General features: G+C 61.0%; 15 protein-coding genes. 7 read left to right on the forward strand and 8 right to left on the reverse strand.

Translation table 11 applies throughout. The features are described from left to right. The first annotated feature begins 30 nt into the window (after window positions 1-30). From ELQ88_RS17370 to ELQ88_RS17380, 3 genes are all read left to right on the forward strand, one after another. Entirely contained in the window at window positions 31-717 is a 687-nt protein-coding gene (locus ELQ88_RS17370) for a TetR/AcrR family transcriptional regulator (RefSeq protein ID WP_128869808.1), read from the forward strand. A 356-nt stretch (window positions 718-1,073) separates the two neighbouring features. Then, a complete protein-coding gene (locus ELQ88_RS17375; RefSeq protein ID WP_138966582.1) occupies window positions 1,074-3,086 on the forward strand; it encodes a DUF1302 domain-containing protein in 2,013 nt (670 codons plus the stop codon). 40 nt (window positions 3,087-3,126) lie between these two features. After that, the gene (locus tag ELQ88_RS17380) at window positions 3,127-4,449 is read left to right on the forward strand and encodes a DUF1329 domain-containing protein (RefSeq protein ID WP_128869809.1); all 1,323 of its coding nucleotides are present in this window, start codon (window positions 3,127-3,129) and stop codon (window positions 4,447-4,449) included. 87 nt (window positions 4,450-4,536) lie between these two features. On the opposite strand, the gene gabD is transcribed toward ELQ88_RS17380, so the two are convergent. The 3 genes from gabD to glaH all read right to left on the reverse strand — a co-directional run bounded on the left by gabD (window position 4,537) and on the right by glaH (window position 8,375). Next, window positions 4,537-5,985, reverse strand: a complete 1,449-nt coding sequence (gene gabD / locus ELQ88_RS17385) for an NADP-dependent succinate-semialdehyde dehydrogenase (RefSeq protein ID WP_138966584.1) — start codon at window positions 5,983-5,985, stop codon at window positions 4,537-4,539. 36 nt (window positions 5,986-6,021) lie between these two features. Further along, a complete protein-coding gene (gene lhgO, locus ELQ88_RS17390; RefSeq protein ID WP_128869813.1) occupies window positions 6,022-7,299 on the reverse strand; it encodes an L-2-hydroxyglutarate oxidase in 1,278 nt (425 codons plus the stop codon). Between the two features lie 98 nt (window positions 7,300-7,397). Then, entirely contained in the window at window positions 7,398-8,375 is a 978-nt protein-coding gene (glaH, locus tag ELQ88_RS17395) for a glutarate dioxygenase GlaH (RefSeq protein WP_138966586.1), read from the reverse strand. 195 nt (window positions 8,376-8,570) lie between these two features. Here glaH and csiR point away from each other — a divergent pair, with 195 nt between their 5' ends. From csiR to ELQ88_RS17415, 4 genes are all read left to right on the forward strand, one after another. Beyond that, the gene (gene csiR / locus ELQ88_RS17400) at window positions 8,571-9,269 is read left to right on the forward strand and encodes a DNA-binding transcriptional regulator CsiR (RefSeq protein ID WP_138966588.1); all 699 of its coding nucleotides are present in this window, start codon (window positions 8,571-8,573) and stop codon (window positions 9,267-9,269) included. A gap of 222 nt (window positions 9,270-9,491) precedes the next feature. Then, complete coding sequence (locus ELQ88_RS17405) at window positions 9,492-10,751, forward strand: molybdopterin-dependent oxidoreductase (protein ID WP_138966590.1); 1,260 nt, start codon at window positions 9,492-9,494, stop codon at window positions 10,749-10,751. Between the two features lie 10 nt (window positions 10,752-10,761). After that, window positions 10,762-11,400 carry a c-type cytochrome gene (locus ELQ88_RS17410; RefSeq protein WP_138966592.1) on the forward strand — a complete coding sequence of 213 codons (639 nt, stop codon included), beginning with the start codon at window positions 10,762-10,764 and terminating at the stop codon, window positions 11,398-11,400. Window positions 11,401-11,491: 91 nt separating this feature from the next. Next, on the forward strand, window positions 11,492-12,262 hold the full coding sequence (locus ELQ88_RS17415) for a TSUP family transporter (protein ID WP_138966594.1): 771 nt from the start codon (window positions 11,492-11,494) through the stop codon (window positions 12,260-12,262). Between the two features lie 8 nt (window positions 12,263-12,270). Here the strand turns inward: ELQ88_RS17415 and dsdC are convergent, their stop codons facing one another. The 5 genes from dsdC to ELQ88_RS17440 all read right to left on the reverse strand — a co-directional run bounded on the left by dsdC (window position 12,271) and on the right by ELQ88_RS17440 (window position 20,006). Then, entirely contained in the window at window positions 12,271-13,242 is a 972-nt protein-coding gene (dsdC, locus tag ELQ88_RS17420) for a DNA-binding transcriptional regulator DsdC (protein WP_138966596.1), read from the reverse strand. A 162-nt stretch (window positions 13,243-13,404) separates the two neighbouring features. Beyond that, window positions 13,405-14,757, reverse strand: a complete 1,353-nt coding sequence (gene dsdA / locus ELQ88_RS17425) for a D-serine ammonia-lyase (RefSeq protein ID WP_138966598.1) — start codon at window positions 14,755-14,757, stop codon at window positions 13,405-13,407. A 44-nt stretch (window positions 14,758-14,801) separates the two neighbouring features. Then, window positions 14,802-16,142 carry a gluconate:H+ symporter gene (locus tag ELQ88_RS17430; protein ID WP_128871415.1) on the reverse strand — a complete coding sequence of 447 codons (1,341 nt, stop codon included), beginning with the start codon at window positions 16,140-16,142 and terminating at the stop codon, window positions 14,802-14,804. A gap of 197 nt (window positions 16,143-16,339) precedes the next feature. After that, on the reverse strand, window positions 16,340-18,304 hold the full coding sequence (locus ELQ88_RS17435) for a methyl-accepting chemotaxis protein (RefSeq protein ID WP_138966600.1): 1,965 nt from the start codon (window positions 18,302-18,304) through the stop codon (window positions 16,340-16,342). A gap of 217 nt (window positions 18,305-18,521) precedes the next feature. Beyond that, window positions 18,522-20,006, reverse strand: a complete 1,485-nt coding sequence (locus tag ELQ88_RS17440) for an NCS1 family nucleobase:cation symporter-1 (protein WP_138966602.1) — start codon at window positions 20,004-20,006, stop codon at window positions 18,522-18,524. Window positions 20,007-20,022: the final 16 nt, after the last annotated feature.

Consider the following 20,022-nt stretch of genomic DNA (forward strand, 5'->3'; position numbering starts at 1 on the left):
GGATGTGCTGGCGATTTACCAGGAGATTGTATGACCAATAAAAAAAACGGGGATGAGGGCGTATTTCAGGTCGAAATTCCAGCCCAACCTCGCAAGGCTCCACGGCAGGCGCGCTCGATCGCGCTGGTTTCGGCCGTGAAGCAAACCGCGCTGCAGATTCTCGAAAGCGAAGGGCGGGACGCCTTGAACGCCATGCGCCTGGCCGAAGATTCAGGCGTGGCGATCAGTTCGATCTACGAATATTTCCCGACGATGGAATCGCTGATCGCTGCGATTTTTGACGATTACCGCAATGAAGCCCGCACGGGGCTGTACGCCGGCATCATGGCGCTGCCGCCTGAGGCCACCCTGTATGACGGAATTTTGCTGGCCTTGCGGGCCGTTCTCGCCGCCCACCACAAGAAAACCCTGTTCGATCCGGTGTTCAGTGTGCGCTCCACTCATTACGACGAGTTGGTGCGCCTGGATCTGGTCAAGTCCAAGTCGCTCTTGACCACTACCGCGAGCTCGGCCTTGATGAAGCGTTTCGCCAGCGAAATCCGGGTGAAAGACCTGGAAAAGGCCGAGTTTCTGGTCTACCAGACATGGTCGGCGCTACCTCGGGCCATGCTGCTGGAAAGGCCCTGTTATCTCACTGACGAGGACACGCCCCAGTTGATGGCGCGGATGCTGCACGCGCTGTTGACTGCCCCAGGTGACCCGCCACGACCCTCGTAGCAGTCGTTCTGCATAACAATCCCAACCATCCGTGGGTCGATCAGATTCGATGATCGTCGGTATCGACCTGCGCGACAGGCGCCCGGATGCTGCGAGAGCAGGGTTCGGGCACGCCAGCAGGTATTTGTCGCAATGGCCCTGGAATAGGCCAGGCTCTGCTTCTCTGTCATCAAAAGAGAAGTAACTGACATTAAATGTAAATCACATCGGCCGGACACTCGTTAATGTCGACACTGAAGGAAGTGTCTGGCGATTGCGTCAGTCAAGTCATCGAGAAGGTAGGTGGAGGTGTTCAAGCGGACCGCCCCTTAGGTAGCCTCGCAAAAAAAAAAATACAAAAAGGCAGCGATGATGTCATGCATAACAATAAAAGTAATAGCCACACCCCCTCGCGTCACAGTCTGCTGGCCTTGGCCATCCTGGCAGCGTCCATGCCGGCAGCCCATGCCTTCGAACTGGATACCGGCAACCCGGACTGGGAGGTGCGTTTCGATAACACCGTCAAGTACAACTACGGTGTGCGCACCGAAAATGCGCACAAGCGCACGCTGAGGACACCGAACAGCAACGACGGTGACTATAACTTCCGAAGAGCCGGCACCAATATTACCAATCGTGTTGACCTGCTGACCGAGCTGGATGTGGTTCACCAAGGCAGCAAGGGCTTTCGCATCAGTGCTGCGAGCTGGTATGACAAGGCGTATGACAACGTCGGCTCCAGTTCCAATCCCTTCGGTAACGGTAATGGCGAGACGTCGGGCCTGGTCGAGAACGATCCGCGCCTGGCCGCGGTCACCCAGGACAATGTCGGCAATGGCAGTCGCCACCTGAGTCACTACGCCCAGCGCTACTACAATGGCCCGTCCGGCGAAATTCTCGATGCCTTTGTGTTCTACAGCACGGATGTGGGCGACGAGTCCCTGCTCAGCCTCAAGGCCGGCCAGCACAACGTGTTCTGGGGCGAGAGCATGCTGAACCCGGTGCATTCGATCAGCTATGGCCAGTCCGGGCTGGACCTGGCCAAGCTGGCGGCCTCGCCCGGTACCGAGGCCAAGGAGTTGTTCGTACCGCGTAACCAGCTCTCGATGACCTTCACCCTCGATTCCGAGTTGACCCTGGGCGCACAGTACTTCCTGGATTGGCGTGCTGCCCGTCTGCCGGAGGCCGGTACCTACTATGGTGGCTCCGACCTGCTGGGAACCGGCGCGCAGTCGTTGCTGCTGGGCAACACCAATGCCGCGGTCCCTGGAAGCCCTTTGGGGTGCGGCCTGTCGCCTTGCAGCGCGATCAACAGCGTGCGTCGTGGTCATGATCTGACACCGGGCAACAGCGGAGACTGGGGCGTAATGGCCAAGTGGTCACCGGCCTGGCTGGACGGTACCCTCGGTTTCTACTACCGCAATACCTCCGATATTCTGCCGCAGGCGTGGCTGGACGTCAGGGGGATCAGTTCGGCCAACCCCGATGGGACCCCGCCAGTGGGTATCGTGCCGGCTGGCGTCAATACGCTTAACTCGGAGGGGACCAATACCTATCAATTGGCCTATGCCGACAATATCCACATCATTGGTCTGAGCCTGTCCAAGGATTTTTCCGGCGTCAGTGTCGGCTCCGACCTGAGCTTGCGTCACAACATGCCGCTTGCCAGCATTCCGGCCACTCTCAGCTCCACCGATCCGTTGGGGCTGGGTGCCGGCCTGGGTCTGTTGCCTGTGCGTACGGCGCAGACCGGTATTGTCTATGACACCCCGAGCAAGGGCGACAGCATGAGCGCCACCGGTGACACGCTGCACTGGACGCTCAATGGCCTGTGGGCTTTTCCCAAGACACCGCTGTTCAATTCGGCAAGCCTGCTCACCGAGCTGTATTACAGCAATCTGCTCAAGCTCGATAGCAAGAACGCGGCGCTCTACAAGGGCAACGGCAGCTACCGTGGCATCGATGCGCCAACGCGGGACAACTGGGGTATCGCTGCCAACTTCACGCCGACCTGGACCCAGGTGCTCCCGGGTGTCGACCTCAACATGCCGATGTCCATCAACCTGGGCCTTGCCGGCGTATCACCCGTATCCGCCGGCGGTGCGAAAAACACCGGCAACTATTCGATCGGCGTCGGTGCCGCTGTGTACAACCAGTACTTTGTCGACCTGAAGTACGTGGACGCTTTCGGCAAGACCGAAAAGTGCAATACCAGCGGCACGAATAGTGGTGAAGACAATTCCGGCAGCGGCGACGGCTCCACGCCCAGCGTGTTCAGCGGCAACCAGAACTATGCGTGTTATGGCGGTGGCTATTCGAGCTTCTCCGGCGGTAGCGCGAGCATTCAAGACCGAGGGGCCGTGTACCTGACGCTGAAGACCTCTTTCTGATTCACGAGTTGCCTGGGCTACCAGGCAGGAGAATAACAAGATGAAATTCGTGAAAAGTCCACTGGCTGTGTCGCTCATCATGGCGCTGGCCATTCATGCCCAGGCTTCCGTGTCGAGCCAGGAAGCCGCTCGGCTGGGCGCCAGCCTGACCCTGACAGGTGCCGAACAGGCCGGCAATGCCGATGGCTCCATCCCGGCTTATAACGGTGGCCTGACCACCGCTCCGGCCGGTTTCAAGGCGGGCGATAACATGCGCCCGGACCCCTATGCCGGTGAAAAACCGCTGCTGGTGATCGATGGTAGAAACGTCGACCGGTACAAGCACATGCTCACCGCCACCACCGCGCATTTGGCCAAGCGTTACCCTGGCTACCGTATCGACGTGTATCCGACCCATCGAACCGTGGCACTGCCACAAACAGTGCTGGGTAACAGCCAGATAAATGCCACCAGGGCCAAGTCCCTCCAGGGCGGGTTGGCCATCGACAACGTACTGCCCGGCGTACCCTTCCCGATTCCGCAATCGGGGGCCGAGGCAATGTGGAACTTCTTGCTGCGCTACCAAGGGGTCACCATCGACTCCAAGTACGATTCCTGGAGTGTTGACTCGGCAGGCGTGTCGAGCCTGATGGTCACCGGCCGGGCACTCGTCTCCTTCCCGATTTATGAAAATCTGTCCAGGCCCATCAACAACACCGACATTTACTACCAGATGAAGTTGTCCTATACCGGCCCTGCGGGCCGGGCCGGCGAGTCGATCATGCTTAAAAATGCCGCCAACCCGGTGCAGCAGGCGGGCCGCGCCTGGAAGTACCTGCCTGGCCAGCGTCGCGTCAAACCGTTATCGATCCTGGCCTTCGACACGCCTAACCCCGGTACCGCCCGCGCCATGGAGCTTTACGACTGGAATCTATTGGGCAAGCAAGAAATGATCGTGCCCTACAACACCTACAAATTGACCTACGCCCAGGATCCCAAGTTGTTGACCACGCCCAACTTCCTCGCGCCCGACTTCGTACGTTGGGAGAAACATCGCGTCTGGGTGGTGGAGGGCACTCTCAAGGCGGGGGCGCAGCACATCTTCCAGAAGCGCCGCTTCTATCTGGATGAAGACAGCTGGGCGGCTCTGGCCTCCGATCAGTACGGCGCGAGCGACAAGCTTTATCGGGGTTCCTTCGCCTTCCTCAGCCAGAGTTACGACCAGCTGGTTCCGGATGCTACCCCTTTCATGACCTACGACCTGGTGCGCGGTTCCTACAACATCAATGGCGTGGTAGGTCCTCACGGCGGCATCAAGTACATCGATCCTTTGTCGACGGCTCAGTGGTCGCCGGAGTCCATGGCGGGTACCGGTATTCGCTGAAGGGGTGCGCAAGACACCGCTGGCATGAGTAAAACCCATGCCGGCGGAGTAGGGGGACCCTGCCCCTCAGCGACCAGGTGGGGTGAGTCAGATACCGATGCACAGGTATTTGATTTCCAGGTAGTCCTCGATGCCGTACTTGGACCCTTCGCGGCCCAGGCCCGAGGCCTTGATGCCACCGAACGGCGCCACTTCGTTGGAGATGATCCCGGTGTTGACGCCGACGATGCCGTACTCCAGCGCTTCGCCCACCCGGAACACACGGCTCAGGTCACGGGCATAGAAGTAGGACGCCAGGCCGAATTCGGTGTCGTTGGCCATGGCGATCACATCGGCTTCGTCCTTGAAACGGAACAGCGGTGCCAGCGGGCCGAAGGTTTCCTCCTTGGCGACGGCGGCGTTGCGCGGAACATCGACCAGCACGGTCGGCTCGAAGAAGGTGCCGCCCAGGGCATGCGGCTTGCCGCCGGCCACCACGCGCGCGCCTTTGCTGACGGCGTCAGCGATGTGTTCCTGGACTTTGGCCATGGCCTTGGCATCGATCAGGGGACCTGTAGTGACGCCGTTTTCCAGGCCGTTGCCAATGTTCAACTTGGCCACGGCCGCGGTGAGTTTTTCGACGAAGGCGTCGTAGATGCCGTCCTGGATATACAGGCGGTTGGCGCAGACGCAGGTCTGGCCGTTGTTGCGATACTTGGAGATCAGCGCGCCTTCGACGGCGGCATCCAGGTCGGCGTCGTCGAACACGATGAACGGTGCGTTACCGCCCAGTTCCAGCGAGACCTTCTTGATGTCCTTGGCGCACTCGACCATCAGCTGACGGCCGATTTCGGTGGAGCCGGTGAAGGTCAGCTTGCGCACGATCGGGTTGCCGGTCAGCTCGGCGCCGACTTCGCCGGCACTGCCGGTGACCACGCTGAACACGCCTTTGGGAATACCGGCGCGCTCGGCCAGTTCCGCCAGGGCCAGGGCCGAGTAGGGCGTTTGCGAGGCAGGCTTGAGGACCATGGTGCAACCGGCGGCCAGGGCCGGGCCGGCCTTGCGGGTGATCATCGCCGACGGGAAGTTCCACGGCGTGATGGCGGCGGTGACACCGATCGGCTGCTTGAGCACCATCAGGCGCTTGTCGACCTGGTGACCGGGGATCATGTCGCCGTAGACGCGCTTGGCTTCTTCGCCGAACCACTCCAGGAAGGAGGCGGCGTAAGCGATTTCGCCACGGGATTCGGACAGTGGCTTGCCTTGTTCGAGGGTCATCAGGCGGGCCAGGTCTTCCTGGTTGGCCATCATCAGATCGAACCACTTGCGCAGCTTGTTGGCGCGGTCCTTGGCGGTCAGGGCGCGCCAGGCCGGCAGCGCCTTGTCGGCGGCTTCGATGGCGCGACGGGTCTCGGCCGCGCCCATCTTCGGCACGCTGCCGATGATGTCACCGGTGGCCGGGTTGTTGACCTTGAGGGTCTGGCCGTTGTCGGCATCGCCCCATGCACCATCGATATAGGCTTGCTGGCGGAACAGTTTCGGATCGTTGAGTTGCACGCAAAATTCCTCGCTGCTGGTTACAGTGGCTGCTGGTTACAGTGACTGGGTGGTTGCGACGGATGCCGCCAGAGGGGCGGGCCGAGCGGCGTTGACCGGTTTGACGAAACTGGCGCCGGTGCTGGCGAGCTGCTCGCGGACCTTGTCGACGATGTACGCGCCGATCGGAATGGCCGAGGTCGCAGCCGGCGACGGGGCGTTGCAGACGCTGACGCTGCGGGCGGTGTTGACGAACAGGAAGTCGTCGATCAGCTTGCCGTCCAGCGAGACCGCCTGGGCGCGGACACCGGCCGGGTAGGGGGTCAGGTCGCTCTTGACGATGCTCGGGCAATACTTCTGCACCTGCTTGAGGTAGCCGCCCTTGAACAGCGAGTTTTTCAGCTCGATCAGGCCGGGGCGCAGGTTCTTCTTCAGCACCTTGAGAACGCCCGGGGTGGTCAGGGTTTCGAACATGTCGGTCAGCGAAAAATCGGTCTTGCGATAGCCTTCGCGCTTCATCGCCAACACTGCGTTGGGGCCGACGGTGACGGTGCCGTCGATCATGCGGGTCAGGTGCACGCCGAGGAACGGCATGGCCGGATCCGGGATCGGGTAAATAAGGTGGTTGACGATCTGGTTGTGTTGCTTGGGCAGCAGGTAGTACTCGCCCCGGAACGGGCAAATGATGAAATTGGGCTCGATTCCGAGCATGCGCACCACGCGGTCGGCCATCAGGCCCGAGCAGGTGATCAGGAAGCGGCCATGGTGCTCCTGGTTGCCGGTGCGCAGCACCACTTCATCGGGACGCTCATCGATGGCGAGCACTTCACTGTTGTAGCGGATCTCGCCACCGGCGGCTTGGAATTCGCGGCCCATGGCGGCGGTGACCTGGGCGTAGTTCACGATGCCGCTCGAAGGCACGAAGATACCGCCCAGGCCGACGATGTTCGGCTCGCGCTCACGCAGTTCGGCGGCCGTCAGCCAGTCGCGCTTGATGCCATTGGCTGCAGTGCGCTCCCACAACGCACCCATACGCTCCATTTCCAGCGCGTTGGTGGCCACCAGCAGTTTGCCGCACTCGTCATAAGGGATGCCGTGCTTGTCGCAGAAAGCCTTGGTGGCCTTGTTGCCTTCCAGGCAGAAGCGCGCCTTCAGGCTGCCCGGGGTGTAGTAGACGCCGGCATGGATCACGCCGCTGTTGTGGCCGGTCTGGTGCATGGCCGGGCCGGACTCTTTCTCCAGCAGGAGGATTTTTGCGTCGGGGTAAACCTGGGTCAGTTGCATGGCCGTGGACATGCCCACAATGCCGCCGCCGATGATGATGAAGTCGTACACAGCCATTGGATTGCACCCACCTGGATTAGGTTTTCGTTGGAAGCACGACCAGGGCCACGGGGGGTGGCCCTGGTCAGTTCAGCTCAGCCTGGCAAACCTTACTGACCACGCTGGTACAGGGTTTTCTGGTAGCTGATGTAGCCACGCTGGCGCATCAGTTCACGACGCAGGCCCTGGTGGGCGGTGAAGCGGTCGCGGCCGTGCAGCCAGAACATGTTGTTGACCAGCACGAAACTGCCGATCGGCACCGGTACCGACAACTTCTGCGGGCAGCCTTCCAGGGATTCGCTCATGGCGTTCAGCCAGATACCTTCCTCGAAGTCCTTGGGCTGCACGAACTGGTCGATGTAGCGCATGGTCGGGCGACCTTCGGCATCGTTGTCGAACACCGCGTGGAACACGTCTTCACGCACGTTCTTGCTCGGCGGTGCGGTGAAGCGCATTTCACGGCGGGCCAACGGGTGAGTGTAGTAGTGCTGCAGATCTTCCCAGTCGTCCAGGTGCAGCAGCAGGGAGTTGCCGCCTTCCATGTTCTGCTCGTCGATCTTCATCATCATCACGTAGTCGGTACGCTCCTGGACGAAGGTGCCGTCGTTGTGCAGTTCCATCACCCGGTGTGGCTGGCGCAGGTAGCTGTCGGAGTTGTCGGTGTTGACCACCACGAAGCGCGCGTAGAACTGGCCGCTCATGGCATCGAAGTTGGAGCGGCCGATCAGGTGGGCGACGGCCGAGGAGAACTTGACCATGTCATCGGCCTGGGACACGTCGTCCAGACCTTCCGGCGTGATCAGCATGCCGCCGGTGGAGCGGTCCAGGATGGTATTGACCAGCACCGGGCGCAGGGTGCCTTCGCACAGCTCGTCAAGGATCTGCGCGACCCGAAAGCGCAGGAACGACTTGTACTCCAATGCCTGGACCGGCCATTCGGCCACCGCCTTGATGAACGCGTCGACGGTTTCCTTGTTGAACTTCAACTCCAGCAGCCGCGGCGACTGGCGGGAGGGGGCGAGGGTGAAGCCCTTGCTGTCGGATGGCAGCGGCATCACAAGGTCCCGAATCTGAGTAAAGGCGTTCATGGCGGCTCCTGGGCAAAACGTAGTGATTGGCGCCTTCCAGCAGGGGTCTGGATCAGGCTTGGAGCAAAAGTATCGTCATAAATTAAAAATGTCTACATTTTTATGTTTAGGCGACAAAACCGATTTTAGTCGAAAGTTTTTCGTCTGATAGATGTTTGGGTATGATTGGTTTTTGGCGATTTTAGGAGCAGCACCTTGGATAGCCTCACCCCCAGGCTTAACTCTGCATTCAGCGGGTATGAGCGGCTCAAGCTGGACATCATCCGTGGCGTGTTCAAACCCGGTGAGAAACTGCTCATGAGCGGGCTCAAGGAGCGCTATGACCTGGGTGTCGGCCCGCTGCGCGAAGCCCTTTCGCAACTGGTGGCCGAGCACCTGGTGGTGGTCATCAGCCAGAAAGGCTACCGGGTCGCGCCCATGTCGCTGCGAGAGATGCAGGATATCTATGATGCCCGCGCCAATCTGGAAGCCATGATCGTCGGCCTGGCCATCGAACGGGGGGATGACGCCTGGGAAGCCCAGATCCTGGCCCAGTCCCATACGTTGTCGAAAGTCATGGACGTGACGACCCGTGAGAGGGTGCTCGACGTCTGGGATGAACGGCACAAAGCCTTCCACAGCGCCATTGCCGCCGGTTGCGGCTCCAGGCATTTACTCCAGGCGCGCACCTACCTGTTCGATCAGGCCGAGCGCTATCGTCACTTGTGGCTGACGCAAACGGTGTTCTCCGAAGAAGCCCTGGAGTTGAAGCGCAGGGAGCATGCCGCGCTGGTCGAAGCCATCCTCGCCCGCGATACCGCGCGGGCGACGAGCCTGATGCGCACCCACCTGATGTCGCCCGTGCCGATCATCGTCGAGGTGATGCAGCGTGACGAGTGGGCGAAACTTGCCTGAACCCGCTCAGGGCTCCCCCCCGTAGCACGGTGTCATCAAAAGCCGCGCTGTCATCAAATGCATTGTGACTGTCGCTCAATGAGAAGCAGTCGACGCCTCCATGACGATACTGGTTTGCTCGCCGACATCGAACAGTCGAGCAAAAACCACTGACAGATGCCTCTCCGTGCTGACGGGAGACTGTCAGTTGCATCCGGTGAACAATCATGGAGAGCGTGCAGGATGAAGTTCAGTTTTGTGGATAACGCCGCGCCGAGCCGTCGACGCATTCTTCGCGATGCCTTGACCCTGGCTTTGGCGGCCTCGCCGTTGGCAAGCCTGGCCAAGGCCGCCGCCGAACCCGAGGCGGCCGACGAAAACGCCGAAGACGTGACCTTTGCGGCTGGCCCGCGACCGCTGGTGCAATATCCGCAAAAACGCCCGCTGACCCTGGTGACCACTCGCCCGCCACACCTGGAGACACCCTTCGCGGTCTTCAACGATGGGCCGATCACGCCCAACGATGCCTTTTTCGTGCGTTACCACCTGGCCAATTTCCCCACCAGTATCGATCCGGACAGCTACCGCCTGACGATCAAGGGCGCGGTCGACACGCCGCTGTCGCTGTCCCTTGCCGAACTCAAGGCCCTCGCCGAACCGATAGCAGTGGTGGCCGTCAACCAGTGTTCGGGGAACAGCCGGGGCTTCTCGATGCCGCGGGTGTTCGGTGCGCAGTTGGGAAACGGTTCAATGGGCAATGCCCGCTGGGTGGGGGTGTCGCTCAAGACGGTACTGGAAAAAGCCGGTGTGAAAAATGATGCCCGGCAAGTGACATTCCGCGGGCTCGACAAGCCGGTGCTGCCGAGCACGCCGGAGTTCATCAAGGCCCTGGACATCAGCCATGCCATGGACGGCGAGCCCATGATCGCCTGGTCAATGAACGGTACCGACCTGCCATTCCTCAACGGTTACCCGATACGCCTGGTGGTGCCCGGTTATTTCGGCACCTACTGGGTCAAGCACCTGAGTGAGATCGAAGTCGTCGACCACACCTACGAGGGTTTTTTCATGGCTAAAGGTTATCGCGTGCCGGACAACGACTGTTTTTGCATCGCCCCTGGCACCACGGCGGCGCAAACCCTGCCGATTGCCAAATTGCCGGTACGCAGTTTCATCACCAGCGTCAAACACGGCGCTGTGTTGCCGTTGAACAAAAGCGTGGAGCTCAAGGGCATTGCGTTCGACGGCGGTGCTGGCGTTAACAAAGTGGAGGTGTCGATCGACGGCGGAAAAAACTGGCGCGAAGCCAGGCTTGGGCAGGATCTGGGCCGTTTCTCCTTCCGCGAGTGGACGCTGCCGATCACCTTTCACCGCAAGGGCGCCACTGCGTTGATGGTGCGCGCCAGCAACCGTGCGGGCGAGACGCAACCGCTGCGAGCCGACTGGAACCCCGGTGGCTACCGCCGCCACGTCGTCGAAACCAGCCACGTCACCGTCGCCTGAGGAGGCCCGCATGAAACCCATGACCACCTTGCTGTGCGCGGCTCAGTTGTGTCTGGCTGGCATGGCCAGCGCCGCGCCCCTGTCGATCACCTTGCCGCCTGAAACGGCGGCGTTCAAGCCCAGTGCGCTGCCGGGCTATGCGTTGGCCCAGCAGAAATGTTCCACCTGCCATTCGGCCGATTACATCAGCTTCCAGCCACCCGGCTTGACCCTGGCGCAGTGGACGGGTGAAGCGGGCAAGATGCAGCACGTGTACGGGGCGCCGATCAGCGATCAGGAGGTGAAGATTATCGGCGCCTACCTGGCCGTGACCTACGGCAGTGCCCGGGCGAGCGATGCCGAGGTGCAGGCGGCGTCGAACCCGTCGGCGGGCCAGCCCCCGGCCGCGCCTGCAGCAACAGTCGACGCCATGGCCTTGCTCCAGGGCAACGGTTGCCTGTCCTGCCACGCGATCGATCACAAGGTTGTAGGCCCGGCCTATCACGATGTCGCGGCCAAGTACGGGAGCGATCCGCAGGCACTGGCCACGTTAACGTCCAGCATCCAGCACGGTAGTAGCGGTAAATGGGGGGAGATCCCCATGCCACCTTACGCGCAGTTAAGCCCGCAAGATCTGCAAACCCTGGCGACGTTCATTCTGCACCAGTAAGCCCGGTCCCGGCTCGGCCGGGTACCTTCTGCGGCCAATCGTCCCCGGGCGTGCGGCAATGACAACAACCGTGATCCTCGCAGGATGATCCATGGAATTGCACTCGCTCGTTATCATTCTGGTCGCGGTGGCCGTTGGCAGCTACCTGCAAGCGTTCACCGGGTTCGCACTGGGCATTGTCGTCCTGGCGATTGCCGTACTCACCCACGCCGCCCCGATTGCTACCGTCGCCACCACCATCACCATCGTCGCGTTTCCCAGCATCGTCATCGCCCTGTCTCGCCATTGGCGGCACATCGATCGGGCATCGTTCTTCCAGACGTTCATCGGCCTGGTACCGGGCACCCTGCTGGGCCTGTGGTCACTGGGGGTCATGGGCGAAGAGCACACCGCGCTGCTGCAACTGTTGCTGGGCGGGTTGATTGTGGCCGGCGGTATCGCCTTGTTCATGAAACCAAAACCGCATCCGTCCCGTTCCAGCTCTGCGAGCTTCGTCCTGATGGGCGTGCTCGGCGGCCTGTTGGGTGGCCTGTTCAGCGTACCGGGGCCGCCGATGATCTATCACTACTACCGTCAACCGGTGTCCATCCAGGCCATCCGCACCAGCTTGCTGGCGCTGTCCGGCGCGATGTCCCTGGTGCGCTTGATCATGCAGGGCCTGCAGGGGCAGTTGAACGCCGAGGTCATGTCGATGGGCATGCTGTCGATCCCGGTCGCCATGCTGGCCAGCTGGCTGTATGTGCGTTTTCCGCCGCAACTGTCTGACCTGAGCATGCGTCGCGGCGCCTTCGCCCTGTTTGTCGTGATGGGCGGTTTCATTCTGCTCACCGCGGTGCTGCCGAGCAGCCTGGCCGCACAGTGAAACACCTGTCAGCCGAGCAGGTCTTCGTTGTTGCCCAGGGGGGATGATTGACTGGCGCACTCGCGTAACCAGTTCATGAACACCAGCAATCGTTTGGGGAGGGAGTCGAGCGGCGGGTGAACCAGATAATAATCATAGTGGCCCGAGCGGCTGAAGCCGGCGAGGGGCAGCACCAGTTCGCCGCGATCGACGCGCTTCTGCACCAGCTGTTGACGGCCAATCGCGATACCGGCGTGGTTCATGGCGGCCGTCACGCTCAAATCGGAGCGATCGAAGGTCAAGGTACGTTTGGGCAATGCCGCGAGCAGGTTGTGCTGCTCTGCCCAGAGCGTCCACTCTGCGTCATAGGCCGCGTGATCCCAGGCCAGGGAGTCATGCAAGGTGGTGCAGTGCCGCAGGTTCTGCGGGTTTTCCGCCAGGCGGTGGCGTCGCGCATAGTCGGGACTGCACACGGGGGCGAGCTGTTCGCGCATCAATCGATGGCTCGTCAGCCCGGGGAATTCGCCGTTGGCGTAGTACAGGGCCAGGTCGATTTTGCGGGTGCGGAAATCGACATTGTCATTGCCTACCCGCAGGTCCAGTGACACCAGGGGGTAACGCTCGACAAAGTCCGCCAGCCGCGGAACCAGCCAGCATTGGGCGATGGAAGGCCTTACATAGAGCGCGATGGAGCCCGCCACTTCAGCTTGTGACGATTGCTCAAGGGCTTCGGACAATTCCCCCATCGCATTCTGCAGTATTTCAAAGATCCGTTCGCCTTCATCGGTCAGGCTGACCTGCCGGGTCAGGCGCTGGAACAGCTTCATCGCCAGCGCGGTTTCCAGCCGGCTTATGCGGTGGCTCACGGCGCTTGCGGTCAAGCACAGTTCCTCCGCCGCACGGGCGAAGCTCAGGTGACGCGCGGCGACCAGAAAGGTGTGAAGGTTCGCAAACTGGCTGCTGTTGAGCCTGGAACTGATACGAGGAGGAAGGTTGAGCACGACAGTTTTCCCTCGAGCACAAAAGCCGCCGGGTGCAGGATGCAGTTCCAGCGGTCAAACGGACCCGGATGTGGCAAGTCGTTCATCTTGCCACATCCGGTTTTGCGCTTGAATCAGCGAGCACCCGGGCGCATTCCTGCCGCGCGGGTCCCTAGCGCCCGATCAACCCTTGCCGAGCAATTCACGGCCCTTGGCCAGATACGCGTCCATCTCGTCGCCAGGCACCATGTTGCCGCCCGTTGCCCACACCAGATGGGTGGCTTGCACCATGGCCTGCTCGTCCAGGCCCGCGCGGGCCAGGTAGCCTTGCCGGTCGGCATGGACTCGGGCAATGCCGGGCACGCCGGCGAGCGCGGAGGGCTCAAGACGCACACCTTCGCTGCGCTCCAGCAGTGCCAGCAAGCTGTACATTTCCTCGTCGCTGACGGTGTAGAAACCATCCAGCAAACGCTGCATGGCCTTGCCGACAAAACCTGAAGCGCGGCCGACGGCCAGGCCGTCGGCAGCCGTCACGTTGTCAATGCCGAAGTCTTGCACGCTCACTTCGTCGTGCAGCCCGGTATAGACGCCCAGCATCATGCACGGCGAGTGAGTGGGCTCGGCGAAGATGCAGTGGACGGCATCCCCGAAGGCCAGCTTCAGGCCGAAGGCCACGCCGCCAGGCGCGCCACCCACGCCACAGGGCAGATAGACAAACAATGGGTGTTGCGCATCCACGGTGATATTGGCCTGCGCCAATTGCCGTTTCAGGCGCTCGGCGGCCACCGAGTAACCCAGGAACAGGTTGACCGAGTTTTCATCGTCCACAAAATGGCAGGCGGGATCGGACTCCGCTTGTTGGCGGCCTTGCGCGACGGCCACGCTGTAATCGGAGGCGTACTCGACAACCGTGACGCCGTGCGAGCGCAACTTGTCTTTCTTCCATTGGCGCGCATCCGCCGACATGTGCACGGTCACCTGGAAGCCCAGCGCAGCGCCCATGATGCCGATGGACATGCCGAGGTTACCGGTCGAGCCGACGGCAATTTTATACTGGCCGAAAAACGCCCGCGCCTTCTCGCTGTCCAGCACGGCGTAGTCGTCGTCAAGCGTCAGCAGCTTGCCGGCCAGCGCCAGGTCCTCGGCATGCTTGAGCACTTCATAGATACCGCCGCGCGCCTTGATGGAACCCGAAATGGGCAGATGGCTGTCCCGCTTCAGCCACAGCGCCCCGGCCAAGGCCAGGCCGTAGCGCTCGCTCAGCGCTTGCTGCAGGTGTGGCACCGGCACCACGTCCGACTCGATAATGCCGCCACTGGCTTGGGTTTCCGGGAACGCACGGCTGAGGTAAGCAGCAAAACGCGCGAGGCGAGCGCTGGCATCGGCGACATCGGCGGCGGTCAACCCTACATCGCTGATCGCTTCCGCGACCGGCGCCACGCCAGGATTGAACCAGGTGGTTTCTTGCAGCGCGACCAGATCGCGAATCAAAGGATGACTGGCTTGCCAGCTTTCAAGGGTTTTTCCCAAAATCATGACGTGGTCCTTTTAAACAGATAAGGCTGAAAATACGGGTTGATTCAAACGAAGTTCGACAGCAGCAGGGTCAGGCCCAGCGCGACCAGGGACGCCAGCACGGTGGCCAGGGTGAATTTCTTCAAGGCTTCGGCCAGCGAGACCCCCAGGTATTCCTTGACCACCCAGAAGGCGGAGTCCGTCACATGGGTCCAGCCAATGGCGCCGGCGCCGATGGCGATGCAGATGATTTCCTTGCTCACGCCGGGATGCGCGCCCAGCATCGGCAGGACCATGCCCGCCGCGCTGATCATGGCCACTGTTGCCGAACCGACGGCGAAGTGCATCAACCCGGCCACCAACCACGCCAGGACGATGGGATTCATGTTCAATTGCGTCAGCGAACCGGCCAGCGCGTTACCCACGCCGCTGTCGACCAGGATGCCGTTGAATGCCCCACCGGCACCGATGATCAACAGAATGCTGGCCAGTGGAGGAAAGCTCTTCTGAGTGTGCGCGAGCAAGTCAGGCATCGATAAGCCGCGACGCAGGCCCAGCGCCCAGTAGGCGAACACCACGGCAATGGACAGGGCAATCAGCGGCGTGCCGAGGAACGAAATGACACTGAATGCGCCCGAGTCATGGGGCAGGGCGGTCGCGAGGCTTTTCCCGACCATCAGCAGCAGTGGCAACAGGATGGTCAGCAGCGTCAAACCGAGGCCTGGCAAGTCCCGGGTGGTGCTGTCATCGCAATGTTCGTCGAGGAACGCGGCTTGAGTGTCAGGCGCTTCACTCTTGCAGACCAGCTTGATCCACAGCGGCCCGGCAATGATGGCGGTCGGCAGCGCGACAATCAGGCCGTACACGATAACCTTGCCGACATCGGCGCCCAGCATCCCGGTAATCGCCATGGCGGCGGGGTGCGGGGGCAACATGCAATGAACGGCCATCAGCGATACGGCCAAGGGCACGCCCAGGTACAGCAGGTTGATTCTGGTCTCTTTCGCGACCACATAGATCAGCGGAATGAGCAGGACGAATCCCACCTCGAAGAACACGGGGATGCCCGCAATGAATCCGACGAGCATCATGGCCCATGACGCACGCTCTTTACCCATGGCGCTCAGTAGCGTGCGGGCGATGCGTTCCGCGCCACCGGATTCTTCGAGCATCTTGCCGAGTATGGCGCCAAGGCCAATGACCGTTGCGAGGAACCCGAGTGTTCCACCGACACCTTTTTCATAGGAAGAGGCCATTTGCGCCAGTGGCATGCCTGAACCGATCCCCACCACGAAACTCGCTGCGGTCAAGGCCAGGAAGGCGTGGAGGCGGACTTTGACGATTAGGAAAACGATCAGAAAGATGGCGCAAAACAACACCAGCAAAAGAGTGGGACCGCTGTGCATGGTATCTCCTGGAAGAGCTTTTATTGTTGAAATCAGTGATAGGGATCACTGGCTTCGCGGCATTAGAGGCCACTCTTCAGGGACTGACAAAGGATGGATCATCAAGGTATGGATGACCTGGGATCATCTATAAGGGGGAGGGCAAGCCTGGCCCGGCCGTCCAGAATCGGTGCGACAGGGCCTGGCTTGTTGCTGCCTCAGACCAATTTGAAGCGGCTGACCATGGTTTGCAATTCGCCGCCCAGGCGCGCCAGATCACTGCTGGCGGCAGCAGAGTCTGTTGCGGCGGCAGCCGACTGTTCCGCGACATCGCGAATACTTGCAACGCTGCGATTGATCCCTTCGGCCACCGAACTCTGTTGCTCGGCGGCGGTAGCGATCTGCTGATTCATCTGCTGAATATTCGACACGGCAGCGTTGATCGTTGCCAGGACCGCACCGGCTTCCTTGGCCGACCCCACGGTATGGCCGGCTTCGACGCGGCTCATGCCCATCATCTCTACCGCTCCTTGCGCTCCGGTTTGCAAGGTGCCGATCAGGCCTTCAATCTGCGCCGTCGATTCCTGGGTGCGGCGGGCCAACGCGCGAACTTCGTCAGCCACCACGGCAAAACCTCGACCGGCATCACCCGCGCGCGCGGCTTCGATAGCCGCGTTGAGGGCGAGCAGGTTGGTCTGCTCGGCGATACTCTTGATCACATCCAATACCGTGCCGATGTTGGCGCTGTCATGGTTCAGGCGCTCGATGGACTGCGCGGAATGCTCCACGGTCAGGGCCAGTTTCTCGATGCGCACTATGGTCTGCTGAACCACCAGCGTGCCCTGATTCGCTTGCCGGTCGGCCTGATCGGCGGAGCTGGCTGCGGCTTCGGCGTTGCGTGCCACATCCTGCACGGTGGCGACCATTTCGTGCATGGCGGTGGCGACCTGTTCGGTTTCCAGCTTCTGCCGGGTAATGCCGGTGCTGCTCTGTTCCGTGACCGCGGACATTTCCTCGGCAGCGGTCGCCAGTTGTTCAATGCTGCCGCTCAGGCGAGTGAGCAGGTTGCGCAAGCTCAGGGTCATGGACTGCATGGCTTGCATCAGCATGCCCAGCTCGTCTTTACGGTCGCTGAGGATGTCTTGCGAAAGGTCGCCGTCAGCGACTTTGCGGGCCAGGCCCACCACGCGCTGCAGCGGCACGACGATCATCCGGGCAATCAGCAGGGCGGCCAGCAGGCCCACGATGAAACCCACCAGGGTCGCTACGCCTAACAGGGTCTTGGCTTGGCTGGCCTGGGATTCGAGGATTTTCAGCTGCAGGTTCACCGCGTCATTGGACGCGGTCGCGGCCTGTGTCGCGCGCTCATTCATTTCAGCCTGGGTCGTTTTCAGCGTGCGCAGGCTTTGCTGCAGTTCGCCAAAATCCGCCTGGTAGCGTGAGAGCTGGCGCAGTGCGGCGTCGATGTTGCCTTGGGTGGCAGGGTCGATCAGGCTATTGCGCAATTGCTTGCCGGACTTGTTCACTTTTTCGAAGTGGGCCAGCAACCGATCGGCATACTGCTGCTCGCCGCGCAGGATGAAGTCTTTTTCACTCCGGCGTGCATTCAGCACGTCCTTGGTCAGGTCGCTGGCCTGGCGAGCAAACTCCAGGGAGCGAAGGCTGTGCTCATCGGCGTTTTCGCGAATTTCACTGACCGCCGTCGCCGCGAGGCTGGCCTCCAGAGCGTCGAATTGTTTCACCGCCTCCCGCGCCGACACTTCCATGGCGGCCTGGGTTGCACGATTCTGGATCGACGCCTGGCTGAGCTCGAGCAATTTATCCTGGTAGTGGTCGACGTCCTGGCTGACCTGTTTCATCAGGGTGATGGTCTGCGGGACGAACATGACTTTGAGGCTGTCGGCAGCGATCCGCCGGATCTCGTCGAGGGTGACCACGGCGCTTTGGATGTCCCTGTCATCCCCGCTGATAATGAAGTTCTTCTCGTGTTGCCGCACCTGGTAGAGCCGGGTGTCGAGCTCCCTGACCTTGAGCACGGTGTCAAAGCGCTTGAGCGTGCGATCAAGGGCATCGAAACTGACCAGGGCCACCAACAGGTTGACCGACAACACCAGGCCGAAGCCGGTGAGCAGTTTTTTACGAACGCTCATGTCAAGGAAAAAGCTGGCGGAAGCAGAGGCCATGGTCAAATCCTGTATGGACACATTTATTATTCTGATGAAGGGGCCGATCGTGGCGGCCCCTTGTAGGAGCTGGCTTGCCAGCGAAGGCGTCGTCACTGCCAGCAAATATGCTGACTGACACGCCGCTTTCGCTGGCAAGCCAGCTCCTGCATCAGCATATTCAATGGCACAACGATGGCATCGTCCAAACAGCCCAGGACAGAAACGAAAACAGCGTTCAGGCACGCGGCGACCCAGCCGCCCCCATGCGACTGGCCACCACATGGATCAACGCACCGCTGACCGCCCCTATCAGCCAGCCCCAGTCGCCGATGTTGAACATCAGCCCGAATGCGCCCAGCAAAGCCAGGCTGATCGACAGGCTTCCCGAAACGATCAGCGCGAACAAGGCCTTGGTGTTCCAGCCGCCCTTGAAGTACAGCGAGCCTTCGGGAGACAGGGTGTACAGATCCTCCAGCTTGATGATCTGCCGCTTCACCAGGTAGTAGTCCGAGACCATGATGCCGAACATCGGCCCCAACACTGCGCCGAAGACGCTGACGAAAATCGTGATCGCCTGCGGACTCGACACGAACAGCCACGGGCAGACCAGCACCGACAGGATCGAGGCGATCAAGCCCCCCAGCCTGAAGTTGATTTTCTGCGGCGCCAGGTTGGCGATGTCATAGGCGGGGGAGACGAAGTTGGCCACGATGTTGATGCCCATCGTGGCGACGATGAACGTAATGGCGCCGATGATCGAGACGATCGGGTTATTGATTCTTTCAACGATCAACACGGGGTCCATGATGGCCTCGCCGAACACTTGTATCGAACCGCCAGTGACAATGACCGTGATTAACGCAAACAGGATGAAGTTGACCGGAAGGCCCCAGAAGTTGCCCTTCTTCATCACGGACTCGCTCTTGGCAAAGCGTGCAAAGTCACCAAAATTGAGGAGCAGGGCCGCAAAGTAGGCCACGATCAGCATTGCCGCGTTAGCCATCAGGCCAATGGACTCCCATCCGGTGAACTGTCGGTGGGCCAGCTGCATCGAGAAACTGTCCAGGCCGGTCTTCGAGATAATCCAGCCGGCCAGCACGAACATCACCAGATAAATGACCGGACCGCAAAAATCGATGAATTTGCGAATCGTCTCCATACCCGCCAGGAAGATCACCAGCTGAAAGAACCACATGAACGCAAAGCTCATCCAGCCCAGCGTGGACAGGCCCAGCAGACTGGTGTGGGTCAACTCCGCAGCCGAGGGCATCAAGGTGATGACCAGCACCTGCACCGCCTTGGAAGCGAAATACGTCTGCACCCCGTACCAGACGATGCCGACGATCCCGCGCACGGTCGCCGCCAGATTGGCGCCCATCACGCCGAAGGACAGGCGCGCGACCACTGGAAACGGAATGCCGTACTTTTGCGACGGCCTGCCGATCAGGTTCATCAGAAAGTAGACCAGCGTGATCCCGGCAGTCATTGACAGCAACACCTGCCAGCCCGCCAGCCCCAGAAAGAACAGACTGGCGGCAAAGGTATAACCCCCGACCGAGTGCACGTCGGACATCCACATCGCGAACAGGCTGAACGTGCCCCAGGTTCGCCCCTCCGGCTGAGTGGGGGCGAGGTCCAGGTTGTAGAGCTGGGTGAGCGTGCTCGGGATATCCACGGCCGGCGCGTAAGGGGGGTCGACGGGTACTGGCGTGATTGCCATGTTTTTCGCCCTCTGA

It is taken from the genome of Pseudomonas sp. MPC6 (genome assembly GCF_006094435.1).
Classification (GTDB): Bacteria; Pseudomonadota; Gammaproteobacteria; order Pseudomonadales; family Pseudomonadaceae; genus Aquipseudomonas.